The organism is Serratia sp. ID 25-353, assembly GCF_054792795.1.
Genome location: NZ_CM139236.1, coordinates 1,421,783 through 1,436,123 on the forward strand (window position 1 = coordinate 1,421,783; position 14,341 = coordinate 1,436,123).

13 protein-coding genes, 1 pseudogene and 1 other annotated feature are annotated in these 14,341 nt (G+C 60.0%); of the genes and pseudogenes, 4 read left to right on the forward strand and 10 right to left on the reverse strand.

Annotation, left to right across the window (positions count from 1 at the left end; all coding sequences use genetic code 11):
- Positions 1 to 21 precede the first annotated feature (21 nt).
- Entirely contained in the window at positions 22 to 675 is a 654-nt protein-coding gene (locus ACYF6X_RS06850) for an epoxyqueuosine reductase QueH (RefSeq protein ID WP_025303057.1), read from the forward strand.
- 236 nt (positions 676 to 911) lie between these two features.
- Positions 912 to 1,655, forward strand: a complete 744-nt coding sequence (tonB, locus tag ACYF6X_RS06855; RefSeq protein WP_016927510.1) for a TonB system transport protein TonB — start codon at positions 912 to 914, stop codon at positions 1,653 to 1,655.
- 66 nt (positions 1,656 to 1,721) lie between these two features.
- Here tonB and yciA read toward each other — a convergent pair whose 3' ends face one another.
- Together yciA and ACYF6X_RS06865 are read right to left on the reverse strand one after the other, a co-directional pair.
- Positions 1,722 to 2,150, reverse strand: a complete 429-nt coding sequence (gene yciA / locus ACYF6X_RS06860) for an acyl-CoA thioester hydrolase YciA (RefSeq protein WP_004932085.1) — start codon at positions 2,148 to 2,150, stop codon at positions 1,722 to 1,724.
- A 76-nt stretch (positions 2,151 to 2,226) separates the two neighbouring features.
- Positions 2,227 to 2,766: a septation protein A gene (locus ACYF6X_RS06865; protein ID WP_063990054.1), complete on the reverse strand. Its 540-nt coding sequence runs from the start codon at positions 2,764 to 2,766 to the stop codon at positions 2,227 to 2,229.
- A gap of 221 nt (positions 2,767 to 2,987) precedes the next feature.
- Between ACYF6X_RS06865 and ACYF6X_RS06870 the strand changes: the two genes are divergently transcribed.
- Positions 2,988 to 4,691, forward strand: a complete 1,704-nt coding sequence (locus tag ACYF6X_RS06870) for a SulP family inorganic anion transporter (protein ID WP_130018078.1) — start codon at positions 2,988 to 2,990, stop codon at positions 4,689 to 4,691.
- A gap of 52 nt (positions 4,692 to 4,743) precedes the next feature.
- Here ACYF6X_RS06870 and ACYF6X_RS06875 read toward each other — a convergent pair whose 3' ends face one another.
- Entirely contained in the window at positions 4,744 to 5,496 is a 753-nt protein-coding gene (locus ACYF6X_RS06875) for a YciC family protein (protein ID WP_130018077.1), read from the reverse strand.
- Positions 5,497 to 5,530: 34 nt separating this feature from the next.
- The gene (locus ACYF6X_RS06880) at positions 5,531 to 5,971 is read right to left on the reverse strand and encodes a YkgJ family cysteine cluster protein (RefSeq protein ID WP_063990051.1); all 441 of its coding nucleotides are present in this window, start codon (positions 5,969 to 5,971) and stop codon (positions 5,531 to 5,533) included.
- 286 nt (positions 5,972 to 6,257) lie between these two features.
- Here ACYF6X_RS06880 and ompW point away from each other — a divergent pair, with 286 nt between their 5' ends.
- Positions 6,258 to 6,890 carry an outer membrane protein OmpW gene (gene ompW / locus ACYF6X_RS06885; protein WP_016927514.1) on the forward strand — a complete coding sequence of 211 codons (633 nt, stop codon included), beginning with the start codon at positions 6,258 to 6,260 and terminating at the stop codon, positions 6,888 to 6,890.
- A 44-nt stretch (positions 6,891 to 6,934) separates the two neighbouring features.
- On the opposite strand, the gene ACYF6X_RS06890 is transcribed toward ompW, so the two are convergent.
- From ACYF6X_RS06890 to ACYF6X_RS06915, 6 genes and pseudogenes are all read right to left on the reverse strand, one after another.
- Entirely contained in the window at positions 6,935 to 7,249 is a 315-nt protein-coding gene (locus ACYF6X_RS06890; RefSeq protein ID WP_025303053.1) for a BON domain-containing protein, read from the reverse strand.
- A gap of 217 nt (positions 7,250 to 7,466) precedes the next feature.
- Positions 7,467 to 8,273 carry a tryptophan synthase subunit alpha gene (trpA, locus tag ACYF6X_RS06895; protein WP_130018076.1) on the reverse strand — a complete coding sequence of 269 codons (807 nt, stop codon included), beginning with the start codon at positions 8,271 to 8,273 and terminating at the stop codon, positions 7,467 to 7,469.
- On the reverse strand, positions 8,273 to 9,463 hold the full coding sequence (trpB, locus tag ACYF6X_RS06900) for a tryptophan synthase subunit beta (RefSeq protein ID WP_060439813.1): 1,191 nt from the start codon (positions 9,461 to 9,463) through the stop codon (positions 8,273 to 8,275). The genes trpA and trpB overlap by 1 nt, the downstream gene beginning before the upstream one ends.
- Positions 9,464 to 9,504: 41 nt before the next feature.
- Positions 9,505 to 10,866: a bifunctional indole-3-glycerol-phosphate synthase TrpC/phosphoribosylanthranilate isomerase TrpF gene (gene trpCF / locus ACYF6X_RS06905; protein WP_172837481.1), complete on the reverse strand. Its 1,362-nt coding sequence runs from the start codon at positions 10,864 to 10,866 to the stop codon at positions 9,505 to 9,507.
- 3 nt (positions 10,867 to 10,869) lie between these two features.
- Positions 10,870 to 12,466 (reverse strand): annotated as a pseudogene (gene trpD, locus ACYF6X_RS06910) (bifunctional anthranilate synthase glutamate amidotransferase component TrpG/anthranilate phosphoribosyltransferase TrpD).
- Positions 12,466 to 14,028, reverse strand: a complete 1,563-nt coding sequence (locus ACYF6X_RS06915) for an anthranilate synthase component 1 (RefSeq protein ID WP_130018075.1) — start codon at positions 14,026 to 14,028, stop codon at positions 12,466 to 12,468. The pseudogene trpD and the gene ACYF6X_RS06915 overlap by 1 nt, the downstream one beginning before the upstream one ends.
- Positions 14,029 to 14,052: 24 nt before the next feature.
- Positions 14,053 to 14,156 (reverse strand) — a sequence feature (Trp leader region).
- Between the last annotated feature and the right edge of the window lie 185 nt (positions 14,157 to 14,341).

Genomic DNA, 14,341 nt, shown 5'->3' on the forward strand with positions numbered 1-14,341 from the left:
ATATGCCATTGAGGTGAGGATATGACGGAACTGGTAAGGGAAAAACTCGATTTGCCGGCGGGCAAAAGTAAACTGCTGCTGCACTCTTGCTGCGCGCCGTGTTCCGGCGAGGTGATGGAAGCGATCCAGGCTTCCGGGATCGAGTACGCCATTTTCTTCTATAACCCCAACATTCACCCGCAAAAAGAGTATCTGCTGCGCAAGGAAGAGAACATCCGTTTCGCCGAGCAGCACGGGGTGCCGATCATTGATGCCGATTACGACACCGACAACTGGTTCGCCCGCGCCAAGGGGATGGAGAATGAACCGGAGCGCGGCATTCGTTGCACCATGTGTTTTGACATGCGTTTCGAGCGCACGGCGCTGTATGCGCATGAGCACGGTTACGACACTATCTCCAGCTCGCTGGGCATTTCGCGCTGGAAGAACATGCAGCAGATCACCGACTGCGGCATCCGGGCGGCGGAAAAATATCCCGATCTGGTGTACTGGGATTACAACTGGCGCAAGAAGGGTGGTTCGTCGCGCATGATAGAGATCAGCAAACGCGAACGTTTCTATCAGCAGGAATACTGCGGCTGCGTCTATTCGTTGCGCGACACCAACCTGCACCGCAAGGCACAAGGTCGGCCGCTGATTAAGCTGGGCGTGCTTTACTATGGCGATGAAGAATAACGCTTAATCACCGCAATCAACCCGCTACGGCGGGTTTTTTATTTTTTGACGCCCGGCCAAACGTTAATCAAGCGTGTCGTCCTGGCGATAAAAAAGCAACGGCCAGGTTAATATCCTTATGAGTTTGCTGGTTTTAGCCGCGCATACTGACGATTAAAGCGATAGTTTGCCTTTCGTTATTGAATATGATTGCTATTTGCATTTAAACTTGGCGAACCAGAGGAAACAGAATCATTATGCCGCTAAAAAAGATGTTCCTTAATCGCCGTATATCCGTGCCTTTCGTCTTGTCCGTAGGCCTGCACAGCGCCCTGGTGGCGGGATTGCTTTACGCTTCGGTAAAAGAAGTGGTGGAGTTGCCGAAGCCAGAGGACGCGCCGATCAGCGTCATGATGGTCAACACCGCCGCGATGGCCGAACCGCCGCCACCGGCGCCGGCCGAGCCGGAGCCGCCACAGGTCGAACCTGAGCCGGAGCCAGAACCGGAACCTATCGTGGAGCCGCCGCCGAAGGCGATCGTGAAGCCGGAGCCGGTCAAGCCGAAACCGAAACCTAAGCCGAAGCCAAAGGTCGAAAAACAGGTTAAACCGGAACCGAAGAAGGTTGAGCCGCGCGAGCCTTCGCCGTTCAACAATGATTCGCCGGCCAAACCGATCGATAAAGCGCCGGTGAAACAGGCGCCTGCCGCGCCGGTGCAGGGCAACTCGCGCGAGGTCGGGCCAAGGCCGATCAGCCGCGCCAATCCGCTCTATCCGCCGCGGGCCCAGGCTTTGCAGATCGAAGGCAACGTGCGGGTACAGTTCGATATCGACAGCGATGGGCGCGTCAGCAACGTGCGTATCTTGTCGGCCGAACCGCGCAACATGTTTGAGCGTGAAGTGAAGCAGGCGATGCGTAAATGGCGCTATGAGGCCAAAGAAGCGAAAGATCGTACCGTCACTATCCGCTTCAAGCTGAACGGCACGACCGAATTGAACTGAGTTTGGTCTCCACCAAAAAAAGGGTCGCCTCGGCGACCCTTTTTGCATTTGCGGCGTAGCGTCAGTTTATTCTTCGAAGCCGACACGGAAATTCATTTTGCCCTCAGGCAGCGCGCGCGAGTTGCCTTCCGCATCGACCGCCACATAGGTGAACACCGCTTCGGTCGCCCGGTAGCGCTGGCCGATCGGGGCGGAGGAGACTTTCTTGACCCACACTTCGATATTGATGGTGATCGAGCTGCGCCCGGTACGGATGCAGTGCGCATAGCAGCAAACCACATCGCCTACCGCCACCGGTTTCAGGAAGGTCATGCCGTCCACGCGCACGGTCACCACGCGCCCTTCGGCGATCTCTTTTGCCTGGATGGCGCCGCCGATATCCATTTGCGACATCAGCCAGCCGCCGAAGATATCACCGTTGGCATTGGTATCGGCCGGCATCGCCAGCGTGCGCAGCACCAGCTCGCCGCTGGGTAAAGGTCGTTGTTGTGTCATAGCAGTCTGCTTTTAAAAGGAGGGAATAACATCATACTGCCCGCGGCAAGCGCCGCAGGCATTAACAATTTTGTAACTATTTTTTCTGTTCTTCCGGCATGTGCCGGTAAATATAGATACCGCTGAGGAGGGTGAAGACCAATGTCAGTACCGTCAGGCCAAAGACTTTGAAATTGACCCAGACGCTTTGCGGCAGCCAGAAGGCGACATAGATGTTCGCCAGGCCGCAGGCCAGGAAGAAGACCGCCCAGGCGAGGTTGAGGTTGCTCCACACGTTGTCCGGCAGCGTCAGCTCTTTGCCCAGCATGCGCTGGACCAGCGGTTTTTTGAGCACCCACTGACTGATCAGCAGCGCCAGCGCGAACAGCGCGTAAATCACCGTGACCTTCCATTTGATGAACAAATCGTTGTGGAACACCAGCGTCAGGGTGCCGAACACCAGCACCATCAGGAAGGTGATCAGCGTCATCTTCTCGACCTTGCGGTATTTCACCCAGGTGAACACCAGTGCCAGCGCGGTGGCGACAATTAACGCGCCGGAAGCGACGTAAATGTCGTACAGCTTGTAAAAAGCGAAAAAGACAATTAACGGGAGGAAATCAAGAAACTGCTTCATAAATCAATCCATCATCTGTTCATCGGCCGACTATACCGGATTCGGCGAGCTCTGTGTACCGCCGGGCGTTGCCGATTATCGGCGTTTGGCCGGCGGATTTCTGCCGCGAAAGCAGGAATTTGCATAAACTTACGCGAGAAAGCGCGGGCGCATTGCCAGCGCGGGCCGCAGGCCGCATAGTAAGTATCATAATAACCAGATAATTTACCGCGGAAAACAGCATGCAGTGGAAATCTCTCCAGGCCCTGACGCCGGGTTTGACGCATTTATTGGGCTATCAACGCAGCTGGCTCAAGCCGGATATTCGCGCCGGCCTTTCCGTCGCCGCCGTCGCCTTGCCGGTGGCCATCGCCTACGCCGAACTGGCCGGGGTCAGCCCGGTGGTGGGGCTCTATTCCTGTATTTTTCCGATGGTGGCCTATGCGCTGTTCGGCTCGTCGCGCCAGCTGATCGTCGGGCCCGACGCCGCCACCTGTGCGGTGATCGCCGCGGTGGTGACGCCGCTGGCGGCGGGCAATATGGAGCGCCATTGGCAACTGACCATCATGATGACCGCGATGATGGGCGGCTGGTGCCTGCTGGCCAGCCGATTCAAGCTGGGGGCGCTGGCGGATCTGCTGTCGAGGCCGATCCTCAGCGGGCTGCTGAACGGGGTGGCGATCACCATTATCGTCGATCAGATCGGCAAGGTGTTGGGATTCACGGTGCGCCCGGCGCAGCTGATCGAGCGCATCTACGCGCTGCCCGGTAACCTGCTGCACAGCGACTGGCTGACGATGGCGGTGTCGTTGTTGACGCTGGTGACGCTGCTCGGATTTAAAAAATGGCGGCCTAACTGGCCGGCGCCACTGTTCGCCATCGTAATGGCGGCGTTCGTCACCTGGGCCGGCGGTCTGCAGCAGCATGGCGTGGTGACGGTGGGCGGTTTCAGCGGCGTGTTGCCGATCGTCCAGTGGCCGGACTTCCAGCCCGGTTTGCTGCGCGACATGGTGATCCCGGCGCTCAACCTGGCGGTGGTGAGCTTTGTCAGCATGATGCTCACCGCCCGCAGCTTCGCCGCCAAGAACGGTTATGAGGTGAACGCCGACGCCGAGTTTCGTGCGCTGGGGCTGGTGAATATCGTCTCCGCGCTGTCGCAAGGTTTCGCCATCAGCGGTGCGGATTCGCGCACTGCGGTGAATGACGCCAACGGCGGCAAGAGCCAGCTGGTGTCGGTCATCGCAGCCACAGTAATCGCCTTCGTCTTGCTGTTCCTGATGGCGCCGCTGCAGTTTATCCCGGTGGCAGGATTGGGCGTGGTGCTGATGTATGCGGCCTGGTCGCTGCTGGACATCCGTGGCATCTGGATCTTGCGCCGCCGCAACGCGCAGGCGTTCCGCCTGGCGCTGTTTACCTTCCTCAGCGTGCTGCTGGTGGGGGTGATCAGCGGCATCGGGCTGGCGGTGTTACTGGGGCTGATGCAGTTTCTGCGCACTGTCTTCCGGCCGACGGAACAGCTGCTGGGCGTCAACGACGAAGGCATGATCCATTCCATGGGCAACAACAATGGGGTGAAGGCGGTGCCTGGCGTCATGATGTATCGCTTCAATTCGCCGCTGACCTATTTCAACGTGGCGTACTTCAAACGCCGTATTCTCAATTTGGTCGACGGCACGCCGTTCCAGCCGCGCTGGGTGGTGGTGGATGCGGTAGCCAGTTTTACCCATGCCGATATCAGCGTGCTGGCGGCCATCGACGAACTGAAACGTGACTTGTTACAGCGTAACGTTAGGCTGGTGCTGGCGGGGCGCCGCACCGAGCTGACGCGTTGGTTCCGCATCAACCGCTTAGGACGCGACAAAGAGCTGATTTTGGTGCCGGACCTGTATCTGGCGCTGAAGCTGATTCAGAGTAAGGAGCAGGCGGAAGCCACCACGGCGGGGTAAACAAAAAAGGGGCGCGCCGAAGCGTGCCCCTTGGGTTTTGGTTGCGTCGGCGTTAGCCGCGCAACAGCATGTACAGGCGGAACAGGTAGATCAGCAGCAGGGCAGATACCAGGTTGCTCAACGCGGTCAACACCACGCTGGCGACGTTCGGCGTCAGCACCGACAGATGGCTCACCAAAAACAGCACCAGCAGTTTGGCCGCCAGCCACAGCATCATCGCCGGCACCAGCACGCGCGCATTGGCGAAGGCCAATTTGCTGCTCAGCTTGAGCGAAGCGAACACGCCTTTTTTGTCGACGGAGGCGATCACCGGCGCCAGCGCGAAGGCGATAGCCATCAGCACGCCCGGCACCACAAACAGCGTCAGGCCGAGCTGGATCAGCAGGGTGCAGATAAACAGCAGCAGCAACAGACGCGGCAGATCGGGCGCCGAGGCGCCGAGCGCGCGCAGGGCGCTGGTGCGGTCACCTTGCGACACCAGACGGATCAGCGTCAGCATCCCGCCGACCAGCAGCACGTTGCCGACCAGCGCGGAGAAGGTGGCGGCCGCCGACACTTTCAGCAACACCATCTGCTGTTCCGGCGTCATCTGCTGGATCACTTCTTGAATGCCCATGCCGGTAGACGAAGCGAAATCGCTGGTGGTGGCAGCGAGCGTCGCCAACTGTTCGGCATCGGGGCTGAAGGCCTGATTCAGCAGCACGGAGATAAACGCCGTCAACAGCGCCAGCATCAGGATGCTGGCCAGTTGGTTGCGTAAAAAGTTAAAACTGTCACGGTACAAAGCGTTGGCCGTGATAGGCATGCAGACTCCTTGGCGTCGGGAAAACAGAGATAAATCAGTGGGTGATTGTACCCTGTTCCACGCCGCTGTGGCACCCCGCGAATTGCACTACGCCTATTTCTTCAACGATCGTCGTCTCAGGCAGCGAGAGCGGCAGGGGCACCGGCAAGGGCGGCAGGCCGTAGCGTTCGCGAGCGCGATCGCAGGCTTCGTTGCGCAGGCCGTTTTCACCGGACTGATCGAACTCCCGGCACGGGCTGGGCCGATTGAGGTAGATCGAGCAGGACACGGCTTTGCCAATCTCGCCATCCAGCGCGTTGCAGCGGGGGGACTTGCTGTTGGTCCCCTGCATGCAGCGCAGGAACGGGGTTAAAGGCTCCGTCAGGGAAAGGGGGACGATGCCGCCGCCGTCTTCGGCTTCGGCCCAATAGAATGACACTCGAAAATAACCGCAGCATGCGCCGCAGCTGACACAGGGATTAAGGATTTCGCTCATCTTGATTGCCCACCGACTCCTCACGGCACCAACCAAAACCAACACGGAAAATGAAATTACCTCAGCCGCATTTTTCTCCGCAACCGAAATTTGAACATGTAGATAATTTGCAACAAAATCGATTTTTTGATGCAGATCAATCCTTGATTTATTAGGCGGTTAGGTAACCTTGTTTTTAGTAGGATTTTAAATTTTTACACATAAGATGTGATCTCGATGGGATCACAAATACCCGAAAGTAGGTATATTCCCCCTCGAGCGATTAACCACACAAATGGAATGGATAATGAAAAAGACAACTCTGATGGTATTGGCGACGATGATGGCGCCTATGTTGGCAAGTGCGCATCAGGCCGGTGATTTCCTGTTCCGCGCGGGAACTGCGACGGTGCGTCCAAATGCAGGTTCGGACAACGTGTTGGGGTTGGGGTCGCTGGATGCGAAAAACAACACCCAGCTCGGTCTGACCTTCGGTTACATGGTGACGGACAACATCGGCGTTGAGTTGTTGGCCGCAACGCCATTCCGCCATAAGGTTACGCTGGGCGGCACCGATCTGGCGACCGTTCACCAATTGCCGCCTACGCTGATGGCGCAATACTACTTCGGCGACAAGCAGGACAAACTGCGTCCTTACCTGGGCGTCGGCGTTAACTACACCACCTTCTTCGACGAGAAGTTCAACGATTACGGCAAAAGCGCCGGGTTGAGCGACCTCGATCTGAAAGACTCTTGGGGTGTGGCGGCGCAGGCTGGCCTGGATTACAACCTGGATGAGCACTGGATGCTGAACATGTCGGTGTGGTGGATGAACATCGAAACCAAAACTCGCTTCAACGATGCGAATGGCGGGCACCACAGCTTCGATACGCGTCTGGATCCGTGGGTGTTCATGTTCGGGGCGGGTTATCGCTTCTGATGAAGGCCGCAATCAGGGAGGCGTTGCGCCTCCCTGTGTCGGTATTATTTAATCTGCATTACGTTTTCAACCGATTTCACACCGGCCACGCCGCGTGTGACCTGCACCGCACGGTTAGCGTCATCGCTGGACGTCACGAAGCCGCTCAGCTGCACGCGACCTTTAAAGGTTTCCACGCTGATCTCGCGTGACTTGATGTTTTTATCCGCCAGCAGTGCCGATTTCACTTTGGTAGTGACCACCGTGTCATCGATATAACCGCCCGTTCCCTCAGATTTTGCCGTCGGCGCACAAGCGCTCACCGCGACCGCCACAACGGCTGCCATGCACAAGGCCGAAAGGGTTTTAAACAGCTTCATAAATTACTCTCCATGCAATGTTATGGTTGAAATTCGCTACGGTTTATCGCCGCAGCGAGCGCATTCCCCAAATCAAACGAAGAAATGCATAGCGAACAACGTTCATTGTGAGACAAGACCTGGGTTTGTTCAAATTTTTGCTGTAAATAAATGGAACAAACTTTGAGGGGAAACAAGCTGTTAAAGCGAGCGCCGGCAGGGCGCTCGCTAAAGAGGATCACACCCGGGTGGCGCGCTTCATATTGCTGACGAAGGCCGCCAGCCTGGTCAGCATCTCCGCCGGGTTGGCATGGTGCTGTTCGATGATTTTGACGATTGCCGAGCCGGAGATCGCGCCGGCGGCCCCGGCCTGCAGCGCGGCCTTCACCTGCTCGGGTTCGGAGATGCCGAAGCCCTGCAGCGGCGGCGCGGCGTGATACTCGCGCAGCTTGTTCACCAGGTGATGCAACGGCAGCTGCGCCCGGCTTTCTGTGCCGGTCACCCCGGCGCGCGACAGCAGGTAGGTGTAGCCGCGGCCGTGCGAGGCGATTTCACGCAGCAGATCGTCATCGGCGTTCGGCGGGCAGATGAAGATCGGTGCGATACCGTGGCGTGCGGCCGCGGCGCGGAACGGCGCAGACTCTTCAAACGGCACGTCGGCGACCAGCACCGAATCCACGCCCACTTCGGCGCAGCGTTGGTAAAACGCATCGATGCCTTTATGGAACACCAGGTTGGCGTACATCAGCAGGCCGATGGGAATGGTCGGGTGCTTCTGGCGGATGGCCGCCAGCATCTCGAAGCACTGGGTCGGCGTGACGCCGGCGGCGAAGGCGCGCAGCGTCGCGCTTTGGATGGTTGGGCCGTCCGCCAGCGGATCGGAGAAGGGGATACCCAGCTCCAGCGCATCCGCGCCGGCTTCGATCAGGGTGTCGATAATCTGCAGCGACAGCGCCGGATTAGGATCGCCCAGCGTCACGAACGGGACGAAGGCGCCTTCCTTGCTGCTTTCCAGACGCGTGAACAGTTGCTGATAACGTTCCATCAGATTTCTCCCCGTGCTTTCAAAATGTCGTGAACGGTAAATATGTCTTTGTCGCCGCGGCCGGACAGGTTGACCACCAGGATCTGCTCTTTCTGCGGCGTTTCACGGATCATTTTCAGCGCGTGCGCCAGGGCGTGCGAGGATTCCAGCGCCGGGATGATGCCTTCATGGCGCGACAGCGCCTTGAACGCTTCCAGCGCTTCGTCGTCGGTGATCGACACGTATTCGGCGCGGCCGGTGCTGTTCAGGTAGGCGTGCTGCGGCCCGACGGACGGGAAGTCCAGCCCGGCGGAAATTGAATAGGATTCTTCAATCTGGCCTTCGGCGGTCTGCATCATCGGCGCTTTCATGCCGAAGTAGATGCCGACGTGGCCGTGCTTCAGCGGCGCGCCGTGCTGGCCGGTTTCGATGCCCAGGCCGGCGGGTTCCACGCCGATAAGCCCAACGTCAGCGTCATCGATAAAGTCGGCGAACATACCGATGGCGTTGGAGCCGCCGCCGACGCAGGCGATGACCGCATCCGGCAGGCGGCCTTCGCGCTCCAGCATCTGCGCTTTGGTTTCTTCGCCGATCATGCGCTGGAATTCACGCACGATGGTGGGATACGGGTGCGGGCCGGCGGCGGTACCGAGCATATAGTGGGCGGTTTCATAGCTGCCTGACCAGTCGCGCAACGCTTCGTTGCAGGCGTCTTTCAGGGTGGCGGAGCCGCTGTGCACCGGGATCACTTCCGCGCCCATCAGCCGCATGCGGAATACGTTCGGCGACTGGCGCTCAACGTCTTTGGCGCCCATATAGATGCGGCACTTCAGGCCGAGCAGCGCGCAGGCCAGCGCCGACGCGACGCCGTGCTGGCCGGCGCCGGTTTCCGCGATGATCTCGGTTTTGCCCATGCGCTTGGCCAGCAACGCCTGGCCCAGCACCTGGTTGGTCTTGTGCGCGCCGCCGTGCAGCAGATCTTCGCGCTTCAGGTAGAGCTTGGTGTTGCTGCCGGCGGTGAGGTTTTTGCACAGCGTCAGCGCCGTCGGGCGGCCTGCGTAGTTCTTCAACAGATCGATAAATTCAGCCTGAAATGCCGGATCGCGCTGAGCGCTGACAAAGGCTTCTTCCAGTTGTTTCAGGGCCGGCATCAGAATTTGCGGCACATACTGGCCACCAAATTCGCCGAAGTAGGGGTTAAGCAGCGTCATGAGAGTTCCCGTTATTATCCGTTATTAATATAGAGCCGTATTCAGTAGGCGCGCAGGGTCTGGAAGACCGAGGCCAGGCGCGCGGGATCTTTGATGCCCGGTTCGCTTTCCACGCCGGAGTTGAAGTCCAGCCCGGCGCAGCCAAGCTTGGCCGCTTCGACGCAGTTGTCGGCGCGCAGGCCGCCCGCCAGCATCACGTTAGTCAGATCTTCGTCTTGCAACACCGACCAGTCGAAGCGTTGGCCGGTGCCGCCGGCACCGTTGTCGAGCAGATAACGGTCAACATGCTGCAGATCGCGCGCCGGCACCCGATCTTTCACGCTCAGCGCCTTCCAGATACGGCAGTCGGCCGGCAAGCGGGCGCGCAGGGCGCTGATATAGGCCTGGTCTTCCGCGCCGTGCAATTGCACCGCATGCAGCCCGAGGCGCTCAACGGTTAACGCCACGGTATCGACCTGGGCGTCGCAGAACACGCCGACGTATTTCAGCGGCGCGCCGGAGATCACTTCGCGGGCGCGGGTGATGTCCACATAGCGCGGCGAACGGCCGACGAAAATCAGCCCGCCGTAGATGGCGCCGGCCTGATAGGCGGCGGCGGCGTCTTGCGGACGGGTCAGACCGCACACTTTGTTGTCGCCCAGGACCACGCGGCGCACGGCGGCGCGCAGATCGGGTTCCGACATCAGTGCGCTGCCGATCAGGAAGCCGTTGGCGTAATGGCTCAGCTCGCGGATCTGCCCGTAGTTGTTGATGCCTGACTCGCTGATCACCGTCACGCCATGCGGCACGCGCGGCGCCAGCTGACGGGTGCGGTTCAGATCGATGCTCAAATCGCGCAGATCGCGGTTGTTGATGCCGACCACGCGCGCTTCCAGCGCGATCGCGCGCTGCAGCTCTTCTTCACTGATCACTTCGGTCAGTACGCCCATATTCAGGCTGTGGGCCACCGCGGCCAGTTGGCGGTACTGCTCGTCGGTCAACACCGACAGCATCAGCAGGATGGCATCGGCCTGATAGTAGCGCGCCAGGTAAATCTGATAGGGATCGATGATAAAGTCTTTGCACAACACCGGTTGGCTGACGGTTTTACTGACCAGCGGCAGGAAATCGAAGCTGCCCTGAAAGTATTTCTCGTCGGTCAGCACCGAGATCGCTGAAGCGAAATCTTTATACACCGTGGCGATCTCTACCGGATCAAAGTTCTCGCGAATCAGTCCCTTGGAAGGCGAGGCCTTCTTGCATTCGAGAATGAAAGCCGTCCGGGTGCCCTGCAGCGCGTGATAGAAGCTGCGTTCGCTCGGCGCGATGTCATTCTGAAAGCCGGCCAGGGGCTGTTGCTGTTGTCGCGCCGCGATCCATTGCGCTTTGTCGCGGACAATCTTGTGTAGCACGGTTTCCTGCATCATTTATCCTCTTGCCGCCAGTGCGATGACACGCTCATAGGCCTGCCCGCTGTTGATCATATCCAGTGCCTGCCGCGCATTTTGGCGCAGGTCTTCATGTCCGAATAACTTCAGAAGCAACGCGACGTTGGCCGCGACCGCCGCAGCGTGCGCCGGCTCGCCTTTACCTTGTAACAGCCGCGCCAAAATGTCACGGTTTTCTTCCGGCGTGCCGCCCAGCAAGGCTTCCAGCGGATAGGTTTCCAATCCGAAGGACTGCGGCGTGAGCTGGTAGCTGCTGATTTCGCCGTTGTTCAATTCCGCTACGTGCGTCGGGGCGTGGATCGCCACCTCGTCCATGCCGCCGCCGTGAACCACCGCCGCACGTTGATAACCCAGCACGCGCAGGGTTTCGGCAATCGGCAGCACCAGTTCCGGGCTGTAAACGCCGATCAGCGCCAGTGGCGGGCGCGCCGGGTTGATCAGCGGACCCAGCACGTTGAAAAGCGTGCGGGTTTTCAACTGCTGGCGCACCGGCATGGCGTGACGAAAACCGGTGTGGTACTGCGGCGCGAACAGGAAGCACACGCCGAGATCGTCCAGCGCCTTGCGCGCTTCTTCCGCCGGCAGATCCAGGCGGATACCGAACGCCGCCAGCAGATCCGACGAGCCGGAACGGCTGGAGACGCTGCGGTTGCCGTGTTTGGCGATCTTCGCACCGCAGGCCGCCGCCACAAAGGCGCTGGCGGTGGAAATATTGATGCTGTTGGTGCCGTCGCCGCCGGTGCCGACGATATCGGCGAACGGGTAGTCAGGGCGCGGGAACGGCTGAGCATCTTCCAACAGCGCTTTGGCGGCGCCGGCGATCTCTTCCGGGCGCTCGCCACGGACTTTCATGCTGATCAACGCCGCCGCCAGTTGGCTCGGCTCCAGTTCGCCGCGCACGATGGCGCTGAACAGCTGTTGGCTTTCCTGCTGGCTCATCGACTCGGCGCGGTACAGTTTCTCAAGAATAGGTTGCATCGTCGTGTTCCTTATATTACTTCGCCAGCGCCCAGGCGAGGGTCTGCTCAAGCAGGCGTGCGCCGTGGGTGGTCAGAATCGATTCCGGATGGAACTGGAAGCCGCACACGCGACGTTGGTCGTCGCGCACCGCCATCACCATCTCGCCGAAACGGGCGTTAACGGTGAGATCGGCCGGAATATTGCTGCCGACCAGCGAGTGGTAGCGCGCCACCGGCAGCGGGTTGGCCATGCCGGCGAACATGCCTTCGCCATCGTGAACGATCGCCGAGGCTTTGCCGTGCAGGATCTCGCCCGCCTGGCCGACCTGGCCGCCGTAGGCTTCGACGATCGCCTGGTGGCCGAGGCAGATGCCGATGATCGGCAGCCGGCCGCGCAGGCGCTGCAGCAGCTCCGGCATGCAGCCCGCTTCGGACGGCGTGCCGGGGCCGGGCGACAGCATCAGCACCGGCTGGGCCATGTGTTCCAAGCGTTCGATGATCACCTCGGCGGCGATCTGGTTACGGTAAATCACCACCTGGTGGCCGCTGGCGCGCAGCTGATCGACCAGGTTATAGGTAAAGGAGTCGACGTTGTCGAGCAGCAGGATATCGGCCATCAGAACACCTCCTTGGCATGGTGCGCAGTGGCGATGGCACGCAGCACGGCACGGGCTTTGTTGCGGGTTTCGTCGGCTTCCGCCTGCGGGACGGAATCCAGCACCACGCCGGCACCGGCCTGCACGGTGGCGATGCCGTCTTCAACGTAGGCGGAACGAATGACGATGCAGGTATCGAGATCGCCGGTGGCGGTGAAATAGCCTACTGCGCCGCCGTAGCTGCCGCGGCGCGCGCCTTCGGAGGCGGCGATTAGCTGCATAGCCCGCACTTTCGGCGCGCCGCTCAGAGTGCCCATGTTCATGCAGGCCTGGTAGGCGTGCAGCACGTCGAGATCGGCACGCAGCGTGCCCACCACCCGGGAAACCAGGTGCATGACGAACGAATAGCGGTCCACCTTGGTCAGATCGGCCACGTAGCGGCTGCCGGCCTGGCAGATGCGTGCCAGATCGTTGCGTGCCAGATCGACCAGCATCAGGTGCTCGGCCAGCTCTTTGTGATCGGTGCGCATTTCCAGCTCGATGCGGCTGTCGAGATCCAGATCCAGCGAACCGTCGGCACGGCGACCGCGCGGGCGAGTGCCGGCGATCGGGTAGATTTCGATTTGGCGATTGCCCGCGTCGTATTTCAGCGCGCTCTCCGGCGAAGCGCCGAACAGAGTGAAGTCATCATCCTGCATGAAGAACATGTACGGGCTGGGGTTGTTGTCTTTCAAGGTCTGGTAGGCCGCCAGCGGCGCCGGACACGGCAGGGAGAAGCGGCGCGACGGCACCACCTGGAAAATCTCGCCCTGGCGGATCGCTTCCTGCAGCCCGCTGACCACCGCGCCGTACTCTTCGTCGCTCTGGTTGCAGCTCAGCTGCATGTTTTCCAGCGTTTGGTGCGGGATCGGCTGTGGGGTTTGTTGCAATTCGGCCTGAAGTTGTTCCAGACGTTGCTGCAAACGCTGCGCTTCACTCGCTTGTTCACTGAAGACGCTGGCCTGCAGACGGGCCGTACCGCGTTGGTGATCAAGCACCAGCAGGGTTTCTGCCAGATAGAAGCAGAAGTCCGGGCAGCGTTGATCCTGGCGCAGCGCCGGCAGGTCTTCGAAACCGGCGACCAAATCGTAGGCGAACAGGCCGCCCAGCATCACGGCTTCGCGCTCGTCCGCCGGGGAGTCCACCAGGGTCAGCAGCGTGCGCAGTGCGTCGAACACCGACAGTGAACGCAGGCGGGCGTCTTCGTCCTGCACCGCGTCGATCGCCGGGAAGGTCAGCTCGCGGCCGTTGGGGCGTGCCTGATTGCGCACCTCAGGCGGCAGCGCTTCGTCCAGCAGCGGCAGCAGCGCCGCGCCGTTGGCGCTCAGCGCCTGCACGCTGACGGTGTGGCCCAGTGCGGTAATGCGCAGCGCGCTGTCGATCACCAGCAGGCTCTGCAGATTCTGTTTGCTGTTGATTTCCGCCGATTCCAGCAGCAGAGTGGCCGGACGGGCGCCGCACAGCTGGTGGAAAATGGTGGTGGGGTCGCCCCGGTAGCTGGCTTGCGCCTTCAGCAATGTCAGTTGTGGTTTGGTGTTCATCATCGGTGGTTCCAGTGAATTCTGTCCATAAAAAAGCCCGCATCAGGTGCGGGCTCAGGAAATCTGCATTGTCAGATGACAGCTATGCGCGATTACACCGCCCGCAAGAGGGAGGTACGCCACCAACCGTGAAGAGAAATGTAGTTGTTCATTTGCAGACTCTCTCTGTTAACGCTCATCCGACACGGCCGTTGCCGTGAACTTGTGTACTAGTTAACTGGTTCGCGAAGGCAAAGTCAACCCTCTTTTTGCACAATGTTTTAGCGGTCAGCGTGAATTCTATTCATCATCCACCTGGCGCCTGTGGCCAGGACAG

What these genes read in the sequence shown, in the direction of transcription:
- trpCF (WP_172837481.1), bottom strand. Translation starts at nt 10,866, where the DNA reads ATGCAGGAAACCGTGCTACACAAGATTGTCCGCGACAAAGCGCAATGG.
- ACYF6X_RS06850 (WP_025303057.1), top strand. Translation starts at nt 22, where the DNA reads ATGACGGAACTGGTAAGGGAAAAACTCGATTTGCCGGCGGGCAAAAGT.
- yciA (WP_004932085.1), bottom strand. Translation starts at nt 2,150, where the DNA reads ATGACACAACAACGACCTTTACCCAGCGGCGAGCTGGTGCTGCGCACG.
- ACYF6X_RS06875 (WP_130018077.1), bottom strand. Translation starts at nt 5,496, where the DNA reads ATGCCTATCACGGCCAACGCTTTGTACCGTGACAGTTTTAACTTTTTA.
- trpB (WP_060439813.1), bottom strand. Translation starts at nt 9,463, where the DNA reads ATGACGCTGCTTAACCCCTACTTCGGCGAATTTGGTGGCCAGTATGTG.
- ACYF6X_RS06865 (WP_063990054.1), bottom strand. Translation starts at nt 2,766, where the DNA reads ATGAAGCAGTTTCTTGATTTCCTCCCGTTAATTGTCTTTTTCGCTTTT.
- ACYF6X_RS06915 (WP_130018075.1), bottom strand. Translation starts at nt 14,028, where the DNA reads ATGATGAACACCAAACCACAACTGACATTGCTGAAGGCGCAAGCCAGC.
- ACYF6X_RS06870 (WP_130018078.1), top strand. Translation starts at nt 2,988, where the DNA reads ATGCAGTGGAAATCTCTCCAGGCCCTGACGCCGGGTTTGACGCATTTA.
- trpA (WP_130018076.1), bottom strand. Translation starts at nt 8,273, where the DNA reads ATGGAACGTTATCAGCAACTGTTCACGCGTCTGGAAAGCAGCAAGGAA.
- ACYF6X_RS06880 (WP_063990051.1), bottom strand. Translation starts at nt 5,971, where the DNA reads ATGAGCGAAATCCTTAATCCCTGTGTCAGCTGCGGCGCATGCTGCGGT.
- ompW (WP_016927514.1), top strand. Translation starts at nt 6,258, where the DNA reads ATGAAAAAGACAACTCTGATGGTATTGGCGACGATGATGGCGCCTATG.
- ACYF6X_RS06890 (WP_025303053.1), bottom strand. Translation starts at nt 7,249, where the DNA reads ATGAAGCTGTTTAAAACCCTTTCGGCCTTGTGCATGGCAGCCGTTGTG.
- tonB (WP_016927510.1), top strand. Translation starts at nt 912, where the DNA reads ATGCCGCTAAAAAAGATGTTCCTTAATCGCCGTATATCCGTGCCTTTC.